This window comes from Enterobacter soli, assembly GCF_964208575.1.
GTDB lineage: Bacteria > Pseudomonadota > Gammaproteobacteria > Enterobacterales > Enterobacteriaceae > Enterobacter > Enterobacter soli_A.
Genome location: NZ_CAXOFU010000013.1, coordinates 101627 through 125617 on the forward strand (window position 1 = coordinate 101627; position 23991 = coordinate 125617).

Sequence of the window (23991 nt, forward strand, 5' to 3'; positions counted from 1 at the left end):
ATGATGAAGTAGATTCCGCACGCCCTATAAAAATACCAGTGAAATCATTGAGATAATTAAAATCAAATATGAATTAAAACAATTCACAGAGCGCTGAGTTCTTAAGCCGCCCGTCTTTTGTTAGCATCCTCGCCGCTAATTAATGCTGTTAGCTCAATCGGTTATTGGAATAAATAACCTGAATATAAATTAATGGAGATAAGTAATGCGTGAATTAAACTTAATTGAAATGCAGGACGTTAGCGGTGGTGCCTGGTACGATCTGAGTTTTACTCAGCGTCTTGAAGGTGCGCTTTGGGGTCTGGGTGACGGGCTGATTACCGGGGTTGCGATTGGTGGGAAGGTAAGCGGTTCCGGCGGTTTTATTGCCGGTGCGGTTAACCAGCTGGTCTCCGCTATTATCGGCGTCGTCGCCGGGGGCATAGCAGGCACCGTCGGTGGCTTCATCTGGGGTCGCGACATGATTGCCGAAACGGCACAGAACTACCGTGAAACCTTTGGTTCTGCAAGCCAGGGCTTCGGTTCTCTCTGATTTGCAAAATGATGGCCCTGCATTGCGCAGGGCCATCGCGACCGGAGAGCATTAACGGATCTTAGACGCTGGCTTTTTTCGCCAGACCGTCCAGCAGCTTCTGATGAATACCGCCAAAACCGCCGTTGCTCATCACCAGAATGTGATCGCCCGGCTGGGCCGTTTTCACCACCATATCCGCCAGCGCGTCCACGTCCGCACTCCAGTGTGCAGGCTGTACGCAGGCGTCGGCCACCTCTGCCACCTGCCACGGAATGTGCTGCGGCTGAAGCAAGAACACTTCGTCTGCGCGACCCAGCGACGGGGCCAGATCGTCTTTGCAGATCCCCATCTTCATGGTGTTCGAGCGCGGCTCCAGCACGGCGAGAATACGCGCGGTGCCGCCCACTTTGCCGCGCAGGGCTGCAAGGGTGGCGAGGATCGCGGTTGGGTGATGCGCGAAGTCGTCGTACACGGTCACGCCGTTGGCTTCCCCGCGCAGCTCCAGGCGGCGACGGGCGTTGACGAATGAACCCAGCGCATTGGCGGCATCCGAAGGCTGTACGCCCACGTGGCGCGCGGCGGCAATCGCCATCAGGCCGTTATGCATGTTGTGCTCGCCGACCAGGCTCCACTTCACTTCACCGACTTTTTCACCGTCCAGCCACACGTCCCACTCGGACGCATCGGCGTTGGTTTTCTTCGCCTGCCAGTGGCCCTGCTCGCCCACCAGCTCCTGCTCGCTCCAGCAGCCCATCGCCAGCGTCTGCTTCAGGTTGATGTCGTTTTCCGGCAGGATGATACGCCCCTGACCCGGCACGATACGCACCAGATGGTGGAACTGTTTCTGAATGGCTTTCAGGTCGTCGAAGATGTCCGCGTGGTCGAACTCAAGGTTGTTGAGGATCAGCGTGCGCGGGCAGTAATGCACGAACTTGGAGCGTTTATCGAAGAACGCGCAGTCGTACTCGTCGGCTTCAATAACAAAGAACGGGCTGTCGCCTAGACGCGCAGACACGTCGAAATTGCCCGGTACGCCGCCAATCACAAAGCCAGGCTTATAGCCGCAGGCTTCGAGGATCCAGGTGGCCATACCGGCGGTGGTGGTTTTACCGTGCGTACCGGCAACAGCCAGCACCCAGCGGTCGCGCAGGACGAAATCGTGCAGCCACTGTGGGCCAGACATGTACGGAATATTGCGTTCCAGCACCGCTTCAACGCACGGATTTCCACGGGTCATGGCGTTACCAATGATCACCAGATCCGGCTGCGGGTCTAGCTGGCTGGCATCGTAACCCTGAATCAGGTCGATACCCTGCTTCTCCAGAAGCGTGCTCATCGGCGGATACACATTGGCGTCCGAACCTGTCACTTCATGGCCCAGAGAGCGCGCCAGCATTGCCAGTCCGCCCATGAAAGTGCCACAAATCCCCAATATATGAATGCGCATACGTCACTATCCTTCTTCAATGTGGCGCACATTTTACTCACATGTCAGCGGGTGTGAAACGCATTTCAGGAAATTCCGTATCCTGCTGGCGCGATTCACCTCTGCGCTACTATTTGAATATTTGTTAAGATTGTTGGGCTTTAGTCGTTTTAGTGAACATACGATCGCTCTACTCACATAAGATGCAGGGAAAGTGTTATGAAAACGTTAGGTGAATTTATTGTCGAAAAGCAGCACGAGTTCTCTCATGCTACCGGTGAACTCACTGCTTTGCTGTCGGCAATAAAGCTGGGCGCTAAGATCATCCACCGCGATATCAACAAGGCCGGTCTGGTCGATATCCTGGGTGCCAGCGGTGCCGAGAACGTTCAGGGCGAGGTTCAGCAAAAACTCGACCTGTTCGCAAATGAAAAACTGAAAGCTGCACTGCGCGCGCGCGACATCGTTGCGGGTATCGCCTCTGAAGAAGAAGATGAAATCGTCGTATTCGAAGGCTGCGAACACGCAAAATACGTTGTACTGATGGATCCGCTGGACGGCTCCTCCAACATCGACGTTAACGTTTCTGTCGGCACCATTTTCTCTATCTATCGCCGCGTCACGCCCGTTGGCACGCCGGTGACCGAAGAAGACTTCCTCCAGCCGGGCAGCCAGCAGGTTGCCGCCGGATACGTGGTTTACGGCTCGTCCACCATGCTGGTGTACACCACCGGCTGCGGCGTTCACGCCTTTACCTACGATCCGTCGCTGGGCGTGTTCTGCCTGAGCCAGGAGCGTATGCGCTTCCCGGAGAAGGGCAACACCTACTCCATCAACGAAGGCAACTACATCCGCTTCCCGAACGGCGTGAAGAAGTACATCAAATTCTGCCAGGAAGAGGATAAAAACACCCAGCGCCCGTACACCTCGCGCTATATCGGCTCCCTGGTGGCGGACTTCCACCGCAACCTGCTGAAAGGCGGCATTTACCTTTACCCAAGCACCGCCAGCCACCCGGACGGTAAGCTGCGCCTGCTGTACGAATGCAACCCGATGGCGTTCCTGGCGGAACAGGCGGGCGGCAAGGCGAGCGACGGTAAAGAGCGCATTCTGGACATCGTGCCGGAAAGCCTGCACCAGCGCCGCTCGTTCTTCGTCGGCAACAACCATATGGTTGAAGACGTTGAGCGTTTTATCCGTGAGTTCCCGGACGCGTAATACCCTTCCACAGGGGAGCCGGCTGGCTCCCCTTCTCATTTATATATTTTACCGTATAAATGAATATAAAAATGACGCTTTAATAATCAGCATCCCTCCTGCATTATTTTAAACAGTTAATTAAAGTTTCCTGGAGCGTCGTTGTGAATAAAAACTTTTCCCGTGCTAATACCGGCATCGATTTAAATCTCATTCCTGTTTTTATCGAAGTTGTTCGCTGCGGCAGCATGGCCAAAGCCTCGCTACGCCTGGAGATGTCCCGCCCGGCGGTAAGCCTGGCTCTGAAGCGTTTTAACCAGCTGTTTAATGAACCGTTATTTTTCCGTCGGGGTTTATATCTTGAGCCAACCGAAAAAGCATTGGCCTTAACCACTGCGCTGGAAATATTAATGGGGGGAATTCACGATAATATTGGCGCGCTTAATTCAGCGTCCCATAAAACCCTGGCACAGGCTGCACCAGGGCTGGATATGTCTATTACACAGCCTGCGCCGTCAGCTTAAATGAGGACATGGCTTCCATCAGCTCGCGGGACTGCTCTTCCAGCGAGCGCGTCGCGGCGGAAGATTGCTGCACCAGCGCCGCATTTTGCTGGGCCGTTTCGTCCATCTGGTTCACGGCGATATTGACCTGCTCGATACCCCGGCTCTGCTCCTGAGAGGCGGTGGCAATCTCGCGCATCAGTTTGGTCATGCGCAGCACTTCGGTGGCGATTTCATCCATCGTTTCGCCCGCCTGCTGCGCCAGCTCGCTGCCCTCGCTCACCTGGGTCTGAGAATCGCTAATCAGCGTGCGGATCTCTTTCGCGGCGTCGGCGCTGCGGCTGGCGAGGTTGCGAACCTCTCCGGCAACCACCGCAAACCCGCGCCCCTGCTCGCCCGCGCGCGCCGCTTCCACCGAGGCGTTCAGCGCCAGGATGTTGGTCTGGAAGGCAATGCCGTCGATCACGCTGAGGATGTCGGCGATGCGCGCCGAACTGCCGGAGATATCGCGCATTTTTTCAATCACATAGCAGACCATTTCGCTGCCGTGGTCGGCGGTATCCGACACCGCTTTCGCCATCTGGTGCGCCTGCTCGGCGTTGTCGGCGTTCTGTTTCACCGTGGCGGTGATCTGTTCCATGCTCGCCGCCGTTTGCTCCAGCGAGGTGGCGGTGGATTCCGTGCGCTGGGCGAGGTGCATGTTCCCCGCAGTCAGCTCGCGGCTGCCGGTATCAATCTGCGAGCTGGCGTCGCGCACGCGCAGCACCGAGCCCATTAGCGACTGGCGCATCTCTTCGATGGCGGCGTTAAGGCGGTTAAACTCCTGGCTCGCCGGCGCGTTCAGCGTATGGGTTAAGTCACCGGACGCCACGTTTTCAAGCTGGGCAATCGAGGCGGAAAGCGGCTTTAACAGCATATGGCGCAGCACCAGCCACGCCAGCACGATAATGCCCGCGGTCAACAGCGCCGCCACGATAATCAGGATCAGCACCCGGTTTTTGCTCGACTGTACGGCTTTCACTTCCGCTTTTCCGCGCGATTCGCTCCAGGTCTGGAACGCCTGCATGTCGTTATCGAACTGCTTCGCCACCGGAATAAGCTTGTTCTCCAGCAGGTCGTAGTAGCCGTCAGCGGACTGCTCGTTCAGCGCCTTCAGCATCGGGTCGATCCCCTGCTGGTTATAGGCCGTGAGGCTTAAGGCGACCTTGTCCAGAAGCTGCTGGCCCTGCGGGTCCGCCACGCCGCCGTCGATCACGCCTTTCAGCGTTTTCTGCGCGCGGGCGATTTCCTGATTAATGGTTTTCACCGATTTCGCCGCGTCGTCCAGCATGCCGATCTCCATCATGCGGACGGCCTGCCCGGCTTCGTTGCGCGCGCGTAAAATCAGCGTATAGCCGGAGTTAAGCTGCACCATCTGCTCACCCTGAAGGTGGTTAATGCGCTGGAGGGAAGACGAGCTTTGAGTGAGAGCATAAATACCAATGCCGCTGACAATCAGCAGCAGAAGGGTCATGACGGCCAGTAAAGAAAGCAAGCCGGTACGAATCGATAGCGTTTTAAGCATGATGTTATTTCCGGTAGCGAGATATTTCTTGGCATAAAAGAAGGTTATCGGCCGCTACCGAAATAAATTTAGACTTCAAGCAATTTCAGCGTGTTACCGCTCCGTTAAGGAGGTGTTTACGCGTGTAACAGGCGAGCTCTGGCGGTTCTCCCAGAGCACCGTCAGGCCGCGCTGGAGCGCGATAAAAATAAACAGCAGGATGCCAATGGCGATTTTCGTCCACCAGGAGCTGAGCGTGCCGTCGAAGTTGATGTAGGTCTGGATAAGCCCCTGGATCGCCACGCCGAACAGCGTCCCGAGCACCGTGCCGACCCCGCCGCTCAGCAGCGTGCCGCCAATCACCACCGAGGCGATGGCGTCCAGCTCTACGCCCACCCCCGCCAGCGCGTAGCCCGCCTGGGTGTAGATAGAGAACACGATGCCCGCCAGCGTCGCCAGCCCGGTCGAGAGCATATAGATGCGGATCGTGGTGCTGCGGGTGGAGATCCCCATCAGGTTTGCCGACGTCGCGCTGCCGCCGATGGCGTAGACCTGATTGCCAAACCGGGTGCGGTGCGCGAGGAAAATACCGATAACCACGACGCCGAGCATCAGCAGCCCCATCGCGCTCAGGCGACCGCCGCCGGGGATCTTCCACGCCAGGCTGGAGAGCGTGTCGTAGATCGGATGGTTAATCGGGATCGACTCCTCGGAGACCAGATAGCTCACGCCGCGCAGGAAGAACATCCCGGCGAGGGTAATGATAAAGGCCGGGATTTTCAGCGCGTCGATCAAAAGCCCCATAAAGGCGCCAAAGGCGCAGCCCATGACCAGCACCAGCGGGAAGGCCAGCAGCGGGGAGATCCCCCAATAGCCGATCGCTTTCGCGAGGAACACGCCGGTAAAGGCGATCACCGAGCCCACCGACAGATCGATGCCGCCGGAGAGGATCACAAAGGTCATGCCGACGGCAATAATCCCTAAAAAGGCGTTATCGGTCAGGATGTTGCAAATCACGCGCGTGGAGGCAAAGCCGGGGAACTGGGTCAGGCAATAGAGGTAGCCCAGCACAAACACCCCCAGCGTGATCATCAATGGCAAATTACGTTTTATCATGACCGCGGATCCCCTTAATGATGCTGATAAAGCGCGGCGACTGAACGATCAGCACGCAGAGCACGACCACCGCTTTGACCACCTGATTGAGCTCGGGCTGGAAGCCCGACAGTAAAATCCCGGTATTCATCCCCTGGATAATCAGCGCGCCAATCACCGACAGCAGCAGGTTAAAGCGCCCGCCCATCAGCGAACCGCCGCCGATGACCACCGCCAGGATCGCATCCAGCTCCAGCCATAATCCGGCGTTGTTGGCATCGGCGCCGCGAATATCTGCCGCGACGATTACCCCGGCAATGGCGGCGCATACGCCGCTCAGCACGTAGGTGAGCATCACCATCAGCCGCGTGTTAACCCCGGCGTTTCGCGCCGCGCGGATGTTAATCCCCACCGCTTCGATAAACAGGCCGAGCGCCGTTTTGCGGGTGAACAGCCAGAAGACCACCAGCGTCACCAGGGCAATGATCACCGGAGTCGGGAAGTAGAGGAATTTGCCGCTGCCGATCCACGCCAGGCTCGGCGAGTTAAAGGTCACGATCTGCCCGGAGGTGATCAGCTGCGCCACGCCGCGTCCGGCCACCATCAGGATCAGGGTGGCGACAAACGGCTGAATTTTAAGTACCGCCACCAGAATGCCGTTCCACAGCCCCGCCAGCACGCCCGTGCCGAGCGCCGCCAGCAGCACCACCGGAAGGCTGTGCCCGGCGACGGTCATCGACGCCGCCGTGGCGCCGGAAATGGCCATCACCGCCCCCACGGAGAGATCGATCCCCCCCGTTGCGATCACCAGCGTCATGCCTATCGCCAGCAGCGCCACGGGGGCCGCGCGGTTTAAAATGTCTATCGGGCTACCGAACAGGCGGCCATCCTGCACGATTATCTGGAAGAAATGCGGCGCCACCAGGCTGTCCACCACCAGCACCAGCAGCAGCGCAATGATTTGCGGCGTGCCGGTCGGCCAGGTGAAGCGGCGCTTCGGCTGCCCGGTTTGCGAAAGAGAACGGGACATCACGTGTCACTCCTTATGCCGCAATGGCATTCATGATCGCCGGAACCGACAGCTTATCCAGCGGGATCTCTGCCACCTGTTTGCGATCGCGCATGATAATCACGCGATCCGCATACCCGACCAGCTCCTCCAGCTCGGAAGAGATAACCAGCAGCGCCAGCCCGTCGGCGCAGAGGGTTTCGATCAGGCGGATAATCTCGGCGTGCGCGCCCACGTCGATGCCGCGCGTCGGCTCGTCGAGGATCAGGAACTGCGGCCTGGTCAGCAGCCAGCGCGACAGCAGCACCTTCTGCTGATTGCCGCCGGAGAGAAACTCAATCGGCTGCTCCGCGCTCGGCGTGCGAATGCCAAGCTGGCGGATAAAGCGCTCGGCGATGGCGATTTGCTCGCGCTTAGGGATCGGGCGCAGCCAGCCGCGCTGGGCCTGCAGCGCCAGAATGATATTTTCCCGCACCGAGGCGGCGGCAATAATGCCGTCGGTTTTGCGGTCTTCCGGGCAGAAGCCCACCCCGAGGCAGGAGGCCTGATGCGGCGAACGCAGGGTTTGCGGCTTGCCCTTGATCAGCGCCGTGCCGCTGTCGGCAGGCTTGATGCCAAAAATGACCTCGGCGGTTTCGGTGCGCCCGGAGCCTAACAGCCCCGCCAGCCCGACAATTTCGCCGGGACGCACCTCGAGGCTGAACGGCGAGATCACCCCTTTTTTGCCGAAATCGCTGAACGCGGCTACGGGCTTGTCGCTCAGCAGCGTGCGCCCCGCGCGCTGGAGGGCGTTGGTTTCCAGCTCGCGGCCCAGCATCATTTTGACCAGCTCAATCTGCGGCAGCTCGCGGGTTTCACGGCAGCCGACAAAGCTGCCGTTGCGCAGCACCGTAATGCGGTCGCTGACTTCGTACACCTGATCGAGAAAGTGGGTGACGAAGATCAGGCTGACGCCCCGATCGCGCAGCTGGCGCATCAGGATAAAGAGCATCTCCACTTCCTGGGTATCCAGGCTGGCGGTGGGTTCGTCGAGGATCAGCACTTTGGCCGACAGATCGATCGCGCGGCAGATGGCGACGATCTGCTGCATCGCCACGGAAAAGCGGTTCAGCGGCTCGCGCACGTCGAGGGAGAAGCCGTAGGACTCCATCAGCGTCGTGGCGCGCGCCTCCATCTCCTTGCGGCGCAGCAGGCCAAAGCGTTTTGGCTCGCGGCCAATAAACAGGTTATCGGCGACCGACATATTCGGCAGCAGGTTCACTTCCTGATACACCGTTCCGATACCCAGCTGCTGGGCGTGGGCGGTATTTTTTGGCGATATGGCGTTGCCTTCCAGCCAGATGGTGCCGCGATCGGCGTGATAGACCCCGGTCAGGGTTTTGATCAGCGTCGATTTCCCCGCACCGTTTTCACCGAGCAGCGCCATGATTTCGCCGCGACGCAGGCTGAAATCGACGTTATCCAGCGCTTTCACGCCGGGGAAGAATTTGCTCAAGCCCTCTGTGCGGAGGATTTCCTGGTGTTGTTCTGTGGTCATAACGTCCTCCACTCGCCCCTCACCCCAGCCCTCTCCCCGGAGGGGAGAGGGGGAAAGGCAGGGCGGAGCTGGATAGTAACAATTGGCACGATCAATCCCCTCTCCCCTCCGGGGAGAGGGTCAGGGTGAGGGGGGAGAGGCGGCCTTAATAGCCCATGTTTTTCTTCTTCTCTAACTCTTCTTTCGCCGTATCCGGCAGGTAGAGGATGGATTTGGTGACCGTCACTTTCTCAGGCATCGTGCCGTCTTTCTTGAATTTCTCCAGCGCGTCGAAGGCCGGGCCGGCCATGTTTGGCGTCAGCTCCACGCTGGCGTTGGCTTCCCCGTCGATCATCGCTTTGTAGATGTCAGGCACGCCGTCGATGGAGCCGGTCAGGATATCTTTGCCCGGCTTCAGGCCTGCTTCTTTAATGGCCTGAATCGCACCGATGACCATGTCATCGTTATGGGCGTAAACCATGCAGATGTTCTTGCCGTTGTTTTCTGCTTTGATAAAGCTCTCCATGACCTCTTTACCCTTGCTGCGGGTGAAGTCGCCGGACTGGGAGCGGATAATCTTGATGTTTGGCGCTTTGGCAATCGCCTCGGCGAAGCCTTTCTTACGGTCGATCGCCACGCTCGCGCCCACGGTGCCCTGCAGCTCAACCACGTTACACGGCTTGCCATCCACCTGTTTCACCAGCCAGTCGCCGATCAATTGCCCTTCAAGAACGTTGTTGGCGGTGACGGTGGTCATATAGAGAGATTTGTCTTTTACATCGATGGAACGATCGAGCAGGAAGACCGGAATTTCAGCGTCTTTGGCTTCCTTCAGCACCGGCTCCCAGCCCGTGGCAACCACCGGGGCAATGAAGATGGCGTCAACGCCCTGGGCGATGAAGGAACGCACGGCTTTGATCTGATTCTCCTGCTTCTGCTGGCCGTCGGCGATTTTCAGCGTGATGCCGCGCTTCTGGGCTTCGCTTTTCGCAACGTTGGTCTCTGCAGCGCGCCAGCCGGACTCAGAGCCGACCTGTGAGAATCCTACGGTTAATGGTGCAGCGATCGCCATAGACGACATGGCTGCCGAAACTGCTGTGACAAGAAGTAAGCGCTTCCACATATGAACGTCCTCGTAGGGGTGTTTATTGTTGGTTAAAAGGTGTTCGCGAAAAAACTATAGACAATGCGAGATGTAACGGATTGCGTTACATCACACTTCGGAAAAGTGAATGAAACGTTAATCACAAGTTTGTAATCGCTTTCATTTCCGCATTTAAAATGCGGCTGAGTTTATGGATTTTTCTGTCATCGGAAGAGGCTGAAAAGGGCAAACGACGGCGGGCAATGGCGAAAACAAGCGAAGACATTCAGCGCGAGTTGGCTATAATACTCGCCACTTGTTTACCATCCATTTTGAAGGACACAGACATGAGCTTACTCAACGTCCCTGCGGGTAAAGAACTGCCAGAAGACATCTACGTTGTTATCGAAATCCCGGCTAACGCAGATCCAATCAAATACGAAGTGGACAAAGAGAGCGGCGCACTGTTCGTTGACCGTTTCATGTCTACCGCGATGTTCTACCCATGCAACTACGGCTACATCAACCACACCCTGTCTCTGGACGGTGACCCGGTTGACGTACTGGTCCCAACGCCATACCCGCTGGAGCCAGGCTCAGTGATCCGCTGCCGTCCAGTTGGCGTGCTGAAAATGACCGACGAATCCGGTGAAGATGCGAAATTGGTTGCGGTTCCGCACACCAAGCTGAGCAAAGAGTACGATCACATTAAAGATGTGAACGACCTGCCAGAGCTGCTGAAAGCGCAGATCACTCACTTCTTCGAGCACTACAAAGACCTCGAAAAAGGCAAGTGGGTTAAAGTTGATGGTTGGGACAACGCAGAAGCGGCGAAAGCGGAGATCATCGCCTCTTTCGAACGTGCTGCTAAGAAGTAATTCTTATCGCCGAATGATTAAGCCCCGCTGGTCGGGGCTTTTTTATGTCTTTTAATCCTGGTGACTACGTGCGATCGGGAAGTATCGCCCGGCGGCGCTACGCTTGCACGGGCCTACAATAAATAGTGCATTATTCTTAATATTATTGTGGATTGTAGGCCGGGTAAGCGCAGCGCCACCCGGCAAAAGGCATAAAAAAACAACGCCACCTTTCGGTGGCGTTGTTCATATCAGTACTGGTCTCGGTCTAACCAGTTACCGCTTTCAATCAGCGTTAATCCCTCTACCGGACGTTGGTACACGTACATCCATGCACTTCCGTACGGCGTCTGGATCAACTGGCGAGCGTATTCACCGTTCCTGGTGCGCAGGGCATCAAGTTCGGCAAGCGTGGCATTATCAATTCGATAAACCTCACCCTGTACCGTTCCGTTCCCCGGAACCGCGCCTGGATAGTGGCCCAGACTGTACAACTGGTAGTTCTCGATATTGTAATTACCCAGCAGCTGGGCGTTCGTCATCCAGTGACTGTTGCCTTGCTTGGTTCGTAAACTGCCGTAAACAAATATTCGCATTGCTAAAACTCAAACTGATAGAGCAAATCCAGTGCCTGGTCTACGCCGGACACTGCTTCCAGATATAGCTTAGGCATCAGGCGATAACGTAACGTGAGCGTGGCGAGTGAGTCAAAGATCCCCACACCATATTTCACCTGCAGACCCGGCAGTACATAGCCGCTGACCACCACCTGCGAAGAGTCACCAACGCCCTGGGTATCCAGCGCAAGATTGCTTACGCCAAAGGTCTCGCCGATTTTACCCACAACCTGACCACTTTGTGCAACCCCCAGACCGACTAACATTGACGTCATCGCGGCACTATCGCTTTGACCGCTCTCCAGCCCCTGCCCACGCAGCAGATAAGAGAGGGCGTCCTGCTGCGACATTGCCGGGTCGGAGAAGATTTCCGCCTTCGGTTCGTCGGCGGTGCCGGTCACGCGCACGCCGGCGATCACATCGTCTTCCGTGGCTTCAGGGTTACGGATGGCTTCGATATTCAGCAGCGGCTGGTCCGGCGGGCCGGAGAACAGCAGCTCGCCCTTACGCACAATCAGATCCTGACCGTAGGCGTGGAAGCGCCCTTCAGGAATATTGATCTGCCCGTTGAGGCCAAGCCCTTGTTTATCCTGCGCGACTTTCAAATCACCCGTTAGTCTCGCCTTCAGCCCAAATGCCTCGAGGCGCACGTTATTTCCCACGTGCACGATAAGATTACTATTGATCGGGATGCCAGCGCTCTTCTGTTCGACAGGTTTCAGATTTTCGTTGAGCATAACTTCATCACTGGAGACCCCTACCGCGCTTTCCGGCACGTCGTGCACCACGATGCGCGCCCACGGCACGTCCACGCGTCCGTCCAGCGTAAACAGGCTCGGCGTGGCTTCAAACACCACGTCGGGCGATACGTCCAGACGCACCATCGGCGGCACGGTAATGCGCACCTTGCTGCCCTTCGCGGCAATGCGCGCGCGCCAGTTGTCTATCTGGCTCCAGTCGGCGTCGCCGCTGAGGTTGATTTGCCCCTGCTGCGTGCGCACCACCCCGGCCAGGGTGGAGCTCATGCCGTTGAAGTTCATCGCAATCTGGCTTGGCTGCATATCGAACGGCATAAAGTTCCCGTCGATATCCACGCCGTTAAGCTGCATCTGGCCGAAAATCTGCGGACTTTGCGCATCGCCCGCCAGGCGCAGGTTGGCGTTCAGCATCCCCGCCGCTTTTTCCCCGCGCGAGAAGATGGCGTTCGCCATGGCGAGGTTGAAGTTGCGCAGATTAACGTTACCGCCGAGATTTCGTTTCCCCTGCGGATCGGTAATCTGCACCTTGCCGTCGAACTGGCCGTTGTTGGTCAGGCGGATAAGCCAACCCACCTCGGCGCGGTTGTTATGCAGATCGGCGTTCAGGTTCAGGGTATCGAAAGCGACGGCCAGCGGCGCGTCGTTTACCTCCTGCGTGACCTTCACGTTGCGCCCGGAGAGGGTCACGCTACCCTGCGGCAACCCCTCTTTGGTGGTGTCCCAGGCCACGTCCGCTTTCCCGCTAAACACGCCGCTGGCCTGCGTGGTGTCCGGCATAAAGGGTTTCAGCATCGCCAGGTCGAAGCGGTTGAGGTTGACCTGCGCCCGCCCTTCCGCGCCCGCGTCAATGGTCTGCGGCACGCACAGCTCGGCGTTCGGGTTCGTCCAGCAGTGCGGTCCGATGCTGATTTTCTGCTCGGCGTTGCGGTAGTCCAGCGCGATAGCGCGCGACAGCGCCAGCGGCCCGACCGGGGTGTTGAAGCGGGTGTTATCCAGCGTCCCTTTCCAGCGCTCCTCTTTACGGTCGAAGCTGCCCTTCAGATGCAGTTGCCCGGAGACCGGCTCGCCCTGCACGTTCAGCTGCAGGTCGTGCTGCTTCTCGTTGCCTTTGGCCGCCAGCGTCACCAGGCTGATGTTCACGTCCGGCTGGGAAATACGCTCCACGCGCAGGTTCAGGCTGCCGCCAATCTGGTCGGTGGATTTCACATCCCCCTCCACCCGCACGCGGGCGATAGAGAGCTCCTGCCAGCGCAGGCCGTTGGCGGTGATATCCGCCAGCAGCTGCGGCGCCTCCACCGTACCGCGCACCTTCACCAGCCCCTTCGCCGTGCCGCCGAGCCCCGGCAGCGCGTTATCCAGATTCGGCGCGTCGATGGTGGCGTCCAGATTGAGATCTTTCACCCCCAGCTCGCCTTTGATATCGGCGGTGTTGCGCCCCAGCGCCACGTGCAGCCCCGGAATGATCCACTGCAGATAGCTGTTGCCCTTCAGCGAGCCTTCAACGTTGACCTTGTTTTGCTTCACGTTGCCGGTGATTTTGAGCTCCGGCACGTCCATCTGCCAGCTCCCGCCGTACAGGCTGCCGCGGGTCTTGATCAGGCCATCGAGCTTCGACGGCCAGTCCGGCACCTCTTTAGCGGTGTTGATGCCCGTAAGCTTCAGCTCGCCGCGCCAGCTGATCGCCTGCTGCCAGTCGAGCAGCGCGGTCAGCTCGGTTTTGCCTTCCAGCGCCGCCACCGTCAGCTTGTCGAGGTTCACCTGCTGTTCGTTACCCTTCGCGTCCAGGGTAATGTTCGCAGGCGGCACGCCCTGCCCCTTCACGGCGGTGCGGAACGACAGCGTATAGTCGGTCATTTTGCCGCTCAGCTTGAGCTTCAGGTCATCGGCCTGGAACTGCTTTTCGCCGGTAAACGGCCAGTAGAGCTGCTGGCTGACAATCTCCAGATTGAGCGGTAAGCCCGCCTCCGCCAGCTGCGTTTGCCCGCGCAGCACCATGTCCACCGGGCCGGAGAGGTTCACGCCAAACTCCAGCTTCTCGCGCAGCGCGCCGCCCACTTTAACCTTCACCTTCTCGCCCTTGAGCGGGTCGATGTTCAGGGCGCTGTTCAGGGTGATATCCACCGGCCAATTGTCGCGCAGCAGCGCGTTCCCGGTGGCATTTACCGAGCCCTGGTTGGTGTCGATATCCAAGGCGTCGAGCTTCATGCTGCCGTCGATACTGCTGACCTTAAGCAGCATGTTGAAGACCGTCAGGTCGGTGTCGCCCGTCAGACGCAGCTGTTCGCCCTTAAACTCTTCAATATTAAGGTTCAGCGGCAGATGCACGTCGGTCATTTCCGGCAGCACCGGCTTTGAGAACAGATCTTTCAGGGTTTCGCCGAGCGGCTTCTCTTCCGGCTGCGGGTTTTGAATTTTCGGTTCGACAATCTCTTCCTGCGCCACTTTCGCCACTTTCGGCAGGGCAATCAGCAGCCCCTGCAGGGAGGTTGGCGTCAGGGTGAGGTTTTTCTCCTGCCAGCGCAGGCCGGAGGTGAAATCCATCACCGACACGGTGGTGTCGTCGATTTTGATATTGACGTTATCCAGCGCCACCCGGTAGAGCGCGATCGGGTACGGCGTGGAGAGATTAAGCGGGCCGCTGTCCGTTTCTTCTACCGGCTCAGACTTCGGCATTTTCTTCGAATCTATCGCCACGTTTACATCTTTTAACGACAGATCGTTCACGCAGAGCTTGCTGTCGCGCAGGCAGCCGAGCTTCACCGCCAGGTGGAATTCCCCGGCGTTAACCGCCACGCCGGGCTGCTCGTAGCGAATGTTCTTTACGCGCAGATCGCGCCAGCCGCCCGTGACCTGGCCGATCTCCAGACCCGGAACCCAGCGGTTGGCGGCGTTAAACAGCAGATGCAGGCCGGTGGTAGTCCCCACCAGAAACGCCACCGTGCCGAGCAACAGCACGATAAAAATCAGCACCCCGAGGCTTATCTTCTTCCATAAACTCATAATTCAGGCCCCAGACCGATGTAAAACTGTAAACCGTGTTCGTCTTTGTCCCCCACCGGAACGGCAAAATCGAGCTTGATAGGCCCGACCGGAGACTGCCAGCGCACGCCGACGCCCGCGCCGGTTTTAAAGTCGCTTTTGCGGATATCGTTCACCGCCTCGCCGCCGTCGACAAACATCGCGCCCCACCATTTGCCGCTCACGTTGTACTGATACTCAAGCGAGCCGGTCGCCAGCTTGGACGCGCCCGTAAGCTGCCCTTTCTCGTTTTCAGGCGAGATGGATTTATATTTGTAGCCGCGAATACTGCGATCGCCCCCGGCGAAGAAGCGCAGGTCCGGCGGCACTTTGTCGAAATCGCCGGTTTCAATCCAGCCGAGGTTGCCGCGCATCACAAAGCGGTGTTTGTCGTAGAGCGTGCGGATCCAGACGTTTTGCGCCTGCATCACGGTGAAGTCGACGTCCGAGCCCCACATCGTGTTGGAGTAATCAATGGAGTAGCGCTGGGAATCGCCCCAGACCGGCATCAGGCCGCCGCGCGAGCGGGTGCGGCTGATCATCACGCCCGGATAGAGCAGCATGGTGGTGTTGGTGACGTTGGCCTGGGTAAAGTGGTCGAGGCTCCAGCGCAGGTTGATGGCGCGCTGCCAGCCGCTGCTCAGATCCCAGTAGCGGGACACGGCGAGCGTGGTGGAGTCCTGCTCGGTGTCGTTCAAATCGGTACGCTTGAAGCCGCCCTGCAGCAGATAATATTGCTCCAGCGGGTTTTTCAGCAGCGGCATTTTATAGCTGAAATCAAGCTGCTGCTCGGGCGCGGAGATACTGGCGCTGGTGGTCAGGCTATGGCCGTAGGAGTTTATCCACGGCTTTTTCCAGGTCGCCTTCACCCGCGGGCCGACGTCGGTGGAATAGCCGACACCGGTCTCAATGGTGTTCTCGGTGCGCGGCGACACAACGCCGTGCAGCGGCAACACCTTGGTCTTGCGGGATTTTTCGAACTCTGGCGCCACGACCACCGAGTTAAACCAGCCGGTCGCCGACAGGCGGCGGTTAAGCTCCGCCAGATCGCGGGACTGGTAGTAATCGCCCTTCTTAAACGGGATCAGGTTTTGCAGATATTCTTCGCGAATCTGCGAGCCTTCGAAGGTCACATCGCCGAAGCGGTAACGCTCGCCGCTGTCATAGTCGATATCCCAGAAGGCCTGACGCCGCTCGAGAGAAACCCCGAGCTGGCTTTTGGTGAACTGGCTGTCGAAGTAGCCCTTGCGCAGGGAAACGGTAGTCAGGCTTTTTTTAAAATGGTCGTAATCGCCGTGGTTGAGCACCGTGCCGATTTTCGGGCGCGTGCTGAGCAGCTCGAGAAAGTCGCTGTCGGTGCGCGCACCGCCGCGCAGCACAACGTCGGTGCCGCCAATCAATACCGGTTCACCCGGCGATACGCGGGCAATCAGCACCTGTCGCCCCTTGGCCGGAGGCGGGCGCAAATCAAAATCGATAGTCGGTTCGTAGTAGCCTAATGCTTTCAACCCTTCGCGGATCGCGTCATCTACGCGCGCGCGAAAACGCCGATCCGGCGTGACTTCATCACTCTGGATCGTCGACAGCTGCGCACGTACGTTTTTTTCCAGCGCCCCGGATAACCCTTCAACCTGCAAACGGACATTCGCCGCGCTGGCGACTCCGCTTGTCAGTAATAAACTGACCAAACATAACTGGCGGATCTTTGGCACGTTTTCTCCTGAATATCCTTGTTTCCACCCTGGAAGCAAATGATGTGCCGCTCCGCGGCCCCATACGGCTTTACAGCCCAAAACCCAATTTTCGGGTTGAAAAAGGGTTAAACACCCAAATATTTCTTATGATTAAATCTAGTCTCATTCAGCGTATTTATTGTGTTCAATTAAACGCGTCATGACAACCTTAACCGAAACATCGCTGCCCGGAGGCCCTACCGTGAGTTTATTCGACAAAAAGCATCTTGTTTCACAAGCAGATGCATTACCGGGACGCAACACGCCTATGCCCGTAGCGACTTTACACGCTGTAAACAATCATTCCATGACAAATGTTCCGGATGGGATGGAGATCGCCCTTTTTGCGATGGGCTGCTTCTGGGGAGTGGAGCGCCTGTTCTGGCAGCTGCCCGGCGTTTACAGCACCGCAGCAGGGTATACCGGCGGTTACACGCCAAATCCCACCTACCGCGAAGTGTGCTCAGGCCAGACGGGCCACGCCGAAGCGGTGCGCGTGGTTTACGATCCTGCGGTCATCAGCTACGAGCAGCTGCTGCAGGTGTTCTGGGAAAATCACGACCCGGCGCAGGGGATGCGTCAGGGTAACGACCACGGCACCCAGTACCGCTCGGCAATCTATCCGCTGACGCCGGAGCAGGACGCCGCCGCCCGCGCCAGCCTGCAACGCTTCCAGGACGCCATGCGCGCGGCGGGTGACGATCGTCAGGTGACCACGGAAATCGCCAACGCGAAGCCGTTCTACTACGCCGAAGACGATCACCAGCAGTATCTGCACAAAAATCCGTACGGCTACTGCGGCATCGGCGGAATCGGCGTCTGCCTGCCGCCGCAGCTGGCGTAAGAGCGCAGGATCAGGGAGGATCCGCTAGCTTTTCTGGCTGGGCGTAACCGCGTTAAACCGCTGGAGTATATCGTTCAGGCGCGCTTCCTCTACCGGAGGCGAGAACAGGAAGCCCTGAAAACGGTTGACGCCCATCTCGGCCAGCGCGGCAAACTTCGCCTGGCTGTCCACGCCTTCGGCCACGCAGGCGCACCCCGTCATCTGGCTAAAGTAGATCAGCGCTTTTATCAGGCTGGAGTCGGTTTCGCTCGCGGTGAACTTGTCGATCAGATCTTTATCCAGCTTCAGGCCGTCAAAATGAATTTGCCTGACCGGGAACATCACGTGATCCCGCGAGAAGCAGTCGTCAAGATAGAGCTTGCAGCCGGTTTCTTTTATCCGCGCCATGGTATTAACGATATCTTTGTCCTGCGTGATATCGATATTTTCTGCAAATTCGAAAACCAATTTTTCTGCCCACGCGGGGTTGTGCAGTAGCTCAAGCGCCTTTTTTGCCATTCGCGGCAGCGCATTGCCTGACGCAAGCACGGCGGGAATATTGACGGCAAAGTAATATGCCCCTTGATATTTATTGACGGCGTGGACTGCGGCATTAATGACAATAGCCGTCAGCTTCAGCCAAATATAGCGGCTGCGTAAATTGTGCAGAAAATCGCACGGCATCAGCAGCGCGTTGCCGTGCTGCCAGCGCAGCAAAATCTCAAAGCCCACCACCCGCATCTGGCGATCGACTATCGCCTGATAGACGGGAAAAACTTCATTTTTTTCAATCGCTTTTGCGACATCCTCGTCCGTTAAAATCAGCTCATGGGCAACGGGCGTCTGCGCCGGACACGGGGGATTTTGCTTACCCGGCACGCCGCTAACGCAGTGCATGGCGGGCTGCAGCTTTTGCAACGCCTTCTGCCGGTGAATATAGATCGTTTTAATCGAGATGCCGTCACGCAGAGATTGCTGCTTAACGGTTAACCCCCGCAAGAAATAAATTGCCGCGTCCAGCTCTCGCGGCGTTAGCCCTTCAAAAATATATCCTTGATGTAATTCTTCCTTAATAGCCACCGGCTCAAGCAGAACGAAGTCATCAGAGGAAATACTCTCTTTCCTGGTTTTACAGGGCATAACGTAAATCTTTTTTAATTTCTTTTTGTCAGCAACAAGCGAGGCGAACATTCTGTACAGCCAGCTCGTCGACTCCTGACCAAACGCAACGACCTCAATATTTCTTCCGCTATTATTGATTATCTCAACGGTCTTTTTTAATGCTTCGAGCACATTTCCTATACCGCTGTGGAAGAAAACAAACAGCCGGGTCATTGAGTCATGATGCGATACCATAAATGCATCGTTTGAGGCCTCTTCGACATCGTAAGATACGCGGTGGATGACAATATTTTCCCGTTTAAGCAACCCCGCTAAGCCGGCAAAAGCAAAATTGCAGCCTGAAATAACGGAGACCATTTTGTGCGTTGAAGTCCTGTCCATATATCTTTCCTGTCGTGCATGCGTACAAAAGAAATAGACCTGAGCGTAATTACAGATAAATAAAATACCCACTCAGGAGTAGTGCGTTATATTTTTATAATGAGGATGTCGAAGGCTTATCCCACCCTGCTAACAAAATGGTAGCAAAACTATTACTCCAGAGCCATATAACATCAAACAAAAAGCACGCATAAACACCATTTAATTCATTCTTTATAATAAAAAGAAATAAAAACCAACACAGCTATCAGGGTTATGTCTGTGCATTTTTGCGCTGATTTCCGCCTGTGATTAACGTAATTTTATCCTGCCCCTAAAAAGCGCAACAAAAGAGAGGCTACAAGGTGTAAAAAAAATGCGCTAAAGCGCAACAAAGCTTATAATTCGGTAAAGTCGAGCGTAAGTATCATTTATTACGTGTATAATAATTTTTGGATTTATAAGCTGAGCAAATACACAAAACACCTCATTTTATTTCAACAAGGCAATTTATGGATATACATGTTTCCATTGATGCACTCCTGCATCGAAGAAACTTCATAAAAAAGAATCTCCGCTTCCATGAAGCGATAAAAGAACACTTTGACATCAACGATGCCATATATAAAAAACAGCCTCTTTTTTATAAAGTCATGCTCCAGGAATCGCGTTTTAATATTGTCCTTTCTATGTGTTGCTTCGTGTTTGGAAACCAGGCGTCATCCGTGTCGGAGATCAAGACGCTGTGTTCACGCTACGGTATTGCCAGCCCGAACAGCGTCATCGCCATCATTACATTATTGAAAACCACGCACCGTATTAAAACCTGGCGCAGCGAAGACGACCGACGAAAAGTGTTAATCGAACCCACGCAGAAGGGGCTCGATGAACTCAAGCGATATATGGCGGGGGCGTTTTTACCCGTCAAGCATCTTTTCCCGGACAACAATATCAACCTTGACCTTCTCGATAATGACACCCTGCGGCACAATTTTTTCCGCCGCGCGGCGGAGTATCTTTTTCGCGGCGTAACGTTCAAAAAGATATTCCCTGAAGTCGGGTTATTTATCGAAAAAGACGGCGGAAGAATGATTATGCTGTATCTCTATCTCAAGGCGAGAAAGCATCTCAGTTCGCGCGGGGCGATTATTGACTATTCAGCGAGTGTGCTGGCAAAAGAGTTTTTTGTTTCGCGCATTCACGTTCATCGCATCATTAAAACCGCCGAAGAGGCGGGCTATTTTAAAGATCGCGGTGACGGTACGCTCGACGTTCGCCAGAGCTTTATCGACCTGGTTGAAAACTACGCGGGGCTCTATTTTGCCTATGTCACCCACTACCTGAATATTCATCCGGTAGAACGACGACAGCCCCAGGTAGCACAGTTACAGAAATAACCGTAGCGATCGGGAAACCGATCGCTACAGGCCTATCGTTCGCGGAGCGCTTCTTTGGCTTTATTGAGCGGCTTCAGCAGATAGTCAAGAATGGTTTTATCGCCCGTCTTAATATCTACCGTGGCAATCATTCCCGGAAAAATAGGGAATGTTTTGCCCTGCCTGTTGGTCAGGTGGTTATCGCTGGTGCGGATATAAACGCGGTAATAGTAAATATCTCGTTTGACCTCGTCCTGAATAGTATCCGGTGAGATCATGGTCACTTCGCCGTCCAGCCCGCCGTAGATGGAATAGTCATAGGCGGTAATTTTCACCAGCGCCCGCTGCCCCGGATGAATAAAGGCGACGTCGCGCGGCGAAATTTTGGCTTCAATAACCATCTGATCGTCCAGCGGCACCAGCGTCATCAGCTTGCCGTTTGGCGGAATAACGCCGCCCACGGTAGTGACGTCGATATCCTTGACGATCCCCCGAACCGGTGCGTTAAAGGTGAGGCGAGTCAGCGAGTCCTCCCGCCCTTTCATCACCGAACGCTGCGCTTCGATTTCCGCGTTGGCTTTCGCCAGCTCTTCCCGGGCGCGAACGTAGTACTGGTTTTGCATCTCGGTCATTTTGTTCTCCAGCTCGTTTTTCTGACGCTGAAGACGCAGGACCTCCACGCTGCTGGCGGCGCCCTGCTTCACCAGCGGCTGGGTCAGCGAGAGTTCACGCTGAACGAGCGCCGCGCCCTGACGAAGCCCGGCCATCCCTTTTTCCAGGCTGTCGCGACGCGAGTTATACAGGGCGGTTTCCTGCTTCACCAGCTCCACGTCGTCGTCCAGCTCGGCGGGAAACACCAGCGGCGTGTCGTTCACTTCGGCGCTCAGCCGCGCCGCCGTTGCCATCGCCGCGTTGAGGCGCGATTCGCTCTCCAGCACGCTGGACTCCGTCTTGGTGCGATCCAGCTGGGCGAGCTGCTGCCCGCGCTCGACGATATCCCCTTCGCGAACCAGCAGCTTATGGATGATACCGCCCTCGAGGGACTGAATAACCTGCTCGTGCGAAGAGGGAACCACCTTGCCGCTGCCGGTGGTCACTTCGTCCAGCTGGAACAGGCTCGCCCAGGCGATAAAGACCGCCAGCAGGGCGAAAAGGCTCCACGCCACCAGCGTAGATCTCGGAAGCTTAGGCTCCTGAAGGCGGCTGTTATAGCGGGTCAGGTCGCTCATGCCGTGGCCTCCTGTTTCGGCTTCATCGTCACCGTGCGCTGCGGCGCGGCCTTCATCGGCGCCATGCCGTGGTCGCGCAGAATGGCGTCGCGCGGGCCGTCCATCACAATCTTGCCGTTATCCAGCACGATGATGCGGTCGACCAGCTCGAGGATCGGCAGGCGATGGGTTGCCACCACCAGCGTGCGGTTTTTCCCGAGCCAGCCTTTCATATGCTGAATAAACTGCTTCTCGCTCACCTCGTCGAGCCACGCCGTGGGTTCATCCAGCAGCAAAATATTGGGCGAGGCGATCAGCGCGCGCGCCAGCAGCAGCGCCTGCCGCTGCCCGCCGGACAGCCCGGCCCCGCCTTCGCTGATGGTGTAGTTGAGCCCCATCTTCTGCTTGCGCACAAAGTCCAGCGCGCCGCTCACCGTCAGCGCCAGATGGATCTCCTCGTCGGTCGCCAGCGGATTGCCCATCACGATATTGTCGCGCACCGAGCCAAAGAACAGCCGCGCCTGCTGGCTCAGGAGCTGCATATCCCGGCGCAGATCCGCCGGGTCAAGATGGTTAAGGGCGATATCGTCAAGCAGGATCGAGCCCTGCTGCGGCTCCTGCATGCCGGCCAGCAGCTGCAGCAGCGTGCTTTTGCCGGAGCCGTTACGCCCCAGCACCGCAATGCGCTCCCCGGCGTTGATGTTCAGGCGGGCAATATTGAGCACGTTCAGCTTCTCTTCGTCGTCGTAGTAAAAGCCGACGTCTTCCAGGGCGTAGCGGCCGTGCAGGTGCGATTTGTGCACCTTTTTGCCGTGCTGCGGGTCGTCGATCGGGCGCTGCATCAGATCGTCCAGCCCCTTGCGCGCCACCTTCGCCGACTGCCAGCGTGAGAGCACGCCGGAGATTTGCGCCAGCGGCGCGATGGTGCGCGAGGCCAGAATCGACGTCCCCACCAGCGCACCGGTGGTCATATCGCCGCTGATAACCAGATAACAGCCGACCAGCAGCACCACCGCGTAGACGATAGACTGCACTTCCTGGGTCCAGGTCAGCAGCATCCCGGTCAGCCAGCGCTGCTTCATGCCCACGCTTGCCGCCACGTCGTTGGTGTTGTTCCACTGGTTCTGAAAACGCTGCTCCGCGCGCATCAGCTTGATGTCTTCAATGCCCTGCACCGCTTCCACCAGCGTCGCGTTTCGGATGGCAGACTCGCGCATCCCTTCGCTGGAGAGCCGCCCCAGCGGGCGCTGCACCAGCAGGCCGGGGATCAGCAGCAGCGGCACCGCCAGCAGTACCACCAGCACCAGCGGGCCGCCGATCATCCAAAGGATAAAGACGAACAGCAGGAAGAACGGCACGTCGGAAATCGCCGCGATGGTGGTGGAGGTGATCAGCTCGCGCACCGACTCCAGCTCGCGGATCTGGGCGATGAACGACCCGGTCGATTTCGAACGCGCGCCGTTTTTGATTCGCAACGCGTGGGCAAACACGCGCTCGGAGATGCGCAGGTCGGCGCGCTTGCCGATAACGTCAGAAATGTGTACCCGCAGCATGCGCATGATGAACTCAAACAGGATGGCGACCATCACGCCGCCGAACAGCACCCACAGCGTCGCTTCGGACTGCGAGGGCACCACGCGGTCATACACCTGCATGGAGAAGATCATCCCGGAAAGCGCCAGCACGTTGGCGACCAGCGCCACCAGCATGATGTCGCTATAGCGTCGCCAGTCCTTGAGCGCCAGCTGCCAGAACCAGTTTTTCTCGTAGGGTTTGATGTAGTCGTCCACGCGCGCGTCCGGCGTGGATTCCAGAGGACGCAGCACCAGCAGCCCCTTCAGGCGCGTGCCCAGCTCTTCGCGCGTGAGCACCGTTTCAAGCCCGCCGTCGCCGCTGAACTGCAGGCTGACGTTGCCGTCGTTGTCCATGCGGTTAATCACCGCGATTTGCCCGCCGGTAAATTCGGCCACCAGCGGCAGGCGCCAGGGGTCGAGTAGCGATGAGTCCGCCGGAGCCAGCCGCATGCCCAGCCCAAGCTGGCGCGCCATATCCTCCAGCACCTGCTGGCGCGGGGAGTGGCTTTCGTGATTGATCGTGACCCGGACGTGCTCCGCGGAGAAGTCCAGACGATAGTGCCGTGCGACGATGATCATGGCCTGAAGCCACGGCTCATAGAGCGGATGAGTTTTCATAATGCTACTTCCTGTCCAGCGCGTTATTCACGCACTGAAA

At 57.2% G+C, this 23991-nt stretch carries 18 protein-coding genes; 6 read left to right on the top strand and 12 right to left on the bottom strand.

What is annotated here, in order from left to right:
* Nucleotides 1-205 precede the first annotated feature (205 nt).
* Nucleotides 206-532 carry a DUF5862 family protein gene (locus AB6V08_RS14725; protein ID WP_368543594.1) on the top strand — a complete coding sequence of 109 codons (327 nt, stop codon included), beginning with the start codon at nucleotides 206-208 and terminating at the stop codon, nucleotides 530-532.
* A 61-nt stretch (nucleotides 533-593) separates the two neighbouring features.
* Here AB6V08_RS14725 and mpl read toward each other — a convergent pair whose 3' ends face one another.
* Nucleotides 594-1961, bottom strand: coding sequence for a UDP-N-acetylmuramate:L-alanyl-gamma-D-glutamyl-meso-diaminopimelate ligase (gene mpl / locus AB6V08_RS14730; RefSeq protein WP_368543595.1), 1368 nt, complete (start codon nucleotides 1959-1961; stop codon nucleotides 594-596).
* 198 nt (nucleotides 1962-2159) lie between these two features.
* On the opposite strand from mpl, the gene fbp reads away from it, so the two are divergent.
* Together fbp and AB6V08_RS14740 are read left to right on the top strand one after the other, a co-directional pair.
* Nucleotides 2160-3158: a class 1 fructose-bisphosphatase gene (gene fbp / locus AB6V08_RS14735; RefSeq protein WP_368543596.1), complete on the top strand. Its 999-nt coding sequence runs from the start codon at nucleotides 2160-2162 to the stop codon at nucleotides 3156-3158.
* A 143-nt stretch (nucleotides 3159-3301) separates the two neighbouring features.
* Nucleotides 3302-3661 (top strand): LysR family transcriptional regulator, encoded by a 360-nt coding sequence (locus AB6V08_RS14740; protein ID WP_368543597.1) that lies wholly within the window; start codon nucleotides 3302-3304, stop codon nucleotides 3659-3661.
* Here the strand turns inward: AB6V08_RS14740 and AB6V08_RS14745 are convergent.
* The 5 genes from AB6V08_RS14745 to ytfQ form a co-directional block, all read right to left on the bottom strand.
* Entirely contained in the window at nucleotides 3636-5204 is a 1569-nt protein-coding gene (locus tag AB6V08_RS14745) for a methyl-accepting chemotaxis protein (RefSeq protein ID WP_368543598.1), read from the bottom strand. The genes AB6V08_RS14740 and AB6V08_RS14745 overlap by 26 nt on opposite strands.
* Nucleotides 5205-5297: 93 nt before the next feature.
* The gene (yjfF, locus tag AB6V08_RS14750; RefSeq protein ID WP_368543599.1) at nucleotides 5298-6299 is read right to left on the bottom strand and encodes a galactofuranose ABC transporter, permease protein YjfF; all 1002 of its coding nucleotides are present in this window, start codon (nucleotides 6297-6299) and stop codon (nucleotides 5298-5300) included.
* The gene (gene ytfT, locus AB6V08_RS14755) at nucleotides 6286-7311 is read right to left on the bottom strand and encodes a galactofuranose ABC transporter, ATP-binding protein YtfT (protein WP_368543600.1); all 1026 of its coding nucleotides are present in this window, start codon (nucleotides 7309-7311) and stop codon (nucleotides 6286-6288) included. The genes yjfF and ytfT overlap by 14 nt, the downstream gene beginning before the upstream one ends.
* 10 nt (nucleotides 7312-7321) lie before the next feature.
* Complete coding sequence (ytfR, locus tag AB6V08_RS14760; protein WP_368543601.1) at nucleotides 7322-8824, bottom strand: galactofuranose ABC transporter, ATP-binding protein YtfR; 1503 nt, start codon at nucleotides 8822-8824, stop codon at nucleotides 7322-7324.
* Between the two features lie 145 nt (nucleotides 8825-8969).
* The gene (gene ytfQ / locus AB6V08_RS14765) at nucleotides 8970-9926 is read right to left on the bottom strand and encodes a galactofuranose ABC transporter substrate-binding protein YtfQ (protein ID WP_368543602.1); all 957 of its coding nucleotides are present in this window, start codon (nucleotides 9924-9926) and stop codon (nucleotides 8970-8972) included.
* A gap of 308 nt (nucleotides 9927-10234) precedes the next feature.
* On the opposite strand from ytfQ, the gene ppa reads away from it, so the two are divergent.
* Nucleotides 10235-10765, top strand: coding sequence for an inorganic diphosphatase (gene ppa / locus AB6V08_RS14770; protein ID WP_010427397.1), 531 nt, complete (start codon nucleotides 10235-10237; stop codon nucleotides 10763-10765).
* Nucleotides 10766-10995: 230 nt separating this feature from the next.
* Here ppa and AB6V08_RS14775 read toward each other — a convergent pair whose 3' ends face one another.
* Genes AB6V08_RS14775 through tamA form a run of 3 tightly spaced genes read right to left on the bottom strand, consistent with a single transcriptional unit; the run spans nucleotide 10996 to nucleotide 16849 of the window.
* A complete protein-coding gene (locus AB6V08_RS14775; protein ID WP_368543603.1) occupies nucleotides 10996-11340 on the bottom strand; it encodes a gamma-glutamylcyclotransferase in 345 nt (114 codons plus the stop codon).
* A 2-nt stretch (nucleotides 11341-11342) separates the two neighbouring features.
* Nucleotides 11343-15119, bottom strand: a complete 3777-nt coding sequence (gene tamB / locus AB6V08_RS14780) for an autotransporter assembly complex protein TamB (protein ID WP_368543604.1) — start codon at nucleotides 15117-15119, stop codon at nucleotides 11343-11345.
* Nucleotides 15116-16849 carry an autotransporter assembly complex protein TamA gene (gene tamA / locus AB6V08_RS14785; RefSeq protein ID WP_368543605.1) on the bottom strand — a complete coding sequence of 578 codons (1734 nt, stop codon included), beginning with the start codon at nucleotides 16847-16849 and terminating at the stop codon, nucleotides 15116-15118. The genes tamB and tamA overlap by 4 nt, the downstream gene beginning before the upstream one ends.
* Nucleotides 16850-17072: 223 nt before the next feature.
* Here tamA and msrA point away from each other — a divergent pair, with 223 nt between their 5' ends.
* Nucleotides 17073-17714: a peptide-methionine (S)-S-oxide reductase MsrA gene (gene msrA / locus AB6V08_RS14790; RefSeq protein ID WP_368543606.1), complete on the top strand. Its 642-nt coding sequence runs from the start codon at nucleotides 17073-17075 to the stop codon at nucleotides 17712-17714.
* A gap of 24 nt (nucleotides 17715-17738) precedes the next feature.
* Here msrA and AB6V08_RS14795 read toward each other — a convergent pair whose 3' ends face one another.
* On the bottom strand, nucleotides 17739-19196 hold the full coding sequence (locus tag AB6V08_RS14795; RefSeq protein ID WP_368543607.1) for an EAL domain-containing protein: 1458 nt from the start codon (nucleotides 19194-19196) through the stop codon (nucleotides 17739-17741).
* A gap of 491 nt (nucleotides 19197-19687) precedes the next feature.
* Between AB6V08_RS14795 and AB6V08_RS14800 the strand changes: the two genes are divergently transcribed.
* A complete protein-coding gene (locus AB6V08_RS14800) occupies nucleotides 19688-20572 on the top strand; it encodes a MarR family transcriptional regulator (protein WP_368543608.1) in 885 nt (294 codons plus the stop codon).
* A gap of 32 nt (nucleotides 20573-20604) precedes the next feature.
* Here the strand turns inward: AB6V08_RS14800 and AB6V08_RS14805 are convergent, their stop codons facing one another.
* Together AB6V08_RS14805 and AB6V08_RS14810 are read right to left on the bottom strand one after the other, a co-directional pair.
* Nucleotides 20605-21780, bottom strand: a complete 1176-nt coding sequence (locus AB6V08_RS14805) for an HlyD family type I secretion periplasmic adaptor subunit (RefSeq protein WP_368543609.1) — start codon at nucleotides 21778-21780, stop codon at nucleotides 20605-20607.
* Nucleotides 21777-23951, bottom strand: a complete 2175-nt coding sequence (locus tag AB6V08_RS14810; protein ID WP_368543610.1) for a type I secretion system permease/ATPase — start codon at nucleotides 23949-23951, stop codon at nucleotides 21777-21779. Before AB6V08_RS14810 ends, AB6V08_RS14805 begins: the two co-directional genes overlap by 4 nt.
* Nucleotides 23952-23991: the final 40 nt, after the last annotated feature.

What these genes read in the sequence shown, in the direction of transcription:
- AB6V08_RS14725 (WP_368543594.1), top strand. Translation starts at nt 206, where the DNA reads ATGCGTGAATTAAACTTAATTGAAATGCAGGACGTTAGCGGTGGTGCC.
- mpl (WP_368543595.1), bottom strand. Translation starts at nt 1,961, where the DNA reads ATGCGCATTCATATATTGGGGATTTGTGGCACTTTCATGGGCGGACTG.
- fbp (WP_368543596.1), top strand. Translation starts at nt 2,160, where the DNA reads ATGAAAACGTTAGGTGAATTTATTGTCGAAAAGCAGCACGAGTTCTCT.
- AB6V08_RS14745 (WP_368543598.1), bottom strand. Translation starts at nt 5,204, where the DNA reads ATGCTTAAAACGCTATCGATTCGTACCGGCTTGCTTTCTTTACTGGCC.
- yjfF (WP_368543599.1), bottom strand. Translation starts at nt 6,299, where the DNA reads ATGATAAAACGTAATTTGCCATTGATGATCACGCTGGGGGTGTTTGTG.
- ytfR (WP_368543601.1), bottom strand. Translation starts at nt 8,824, where the DNA reads ATGACCACAGAACAACACCAGGAAATCCTCCGCACAGAGGGCTTGAGC.
- ytfQ (WP_368543602.1), bottom strand. Translation starts at nt 9,926, where the DNA reads ATGTGGAAGCGCTTACTTCTTGTCACAGCAGTTTCGGCAGCCATGTCG.
- ppa (WP_010427397.1), top strand. Translation starts at nt 10,235, where the DNA reads ATGAGCTTACTCAACGTCCCTGCGGGTAAAGAACTGCCAGAAGACATC.
- AB6V08_RS14775 (WP_368543603.1), bottom strand. Translation starts at nt 11,340, where the DNA reads ATGCGAATATTTGTTTACGGCAGTTTACGAACCAAGCAAGGCAACAGT.
- tamB (WP_368543604.1), bottom strand. Translation starts at nt 15,119, where the DNA reads ATGAGTTTATGGAAGAAGATAAGCCTCGGGGTGCTGATTTTTATCGTG.
- AB6V08_RS14795 (WP_368543607.1), bottom strand. Translation starts at nt 19,196, where the DNA reads ATGGACAGGACTTCAACGCACAAAATGGTCTCCGTTATTTCAGGCTGC.
- AB6V08_RS14800 (WP_368543608.1), top strand. Translation starts at nt 19,688, where the DNA reads ATGGATATACATGTTTCCATTGATGCACTCCTGCATCGAAGAAACTTC.
- AB6V08_RS14805 (WP_368543609.1), bottom strand. Translation starts at nt 21,780, where the DNA reads ATGAGCGACCTGACCCGCTATAACAGCCGCCTTCAGGAGCCTAAGCTT.
- AB6V08_RS14810 (WP_368543610.1), bottom strand. Translation starts at nt 23,951, where the DNA reads ATGAAAACTCATCCGCTCTATGAGCCGTGGCTTCAGGCCATGATCATC.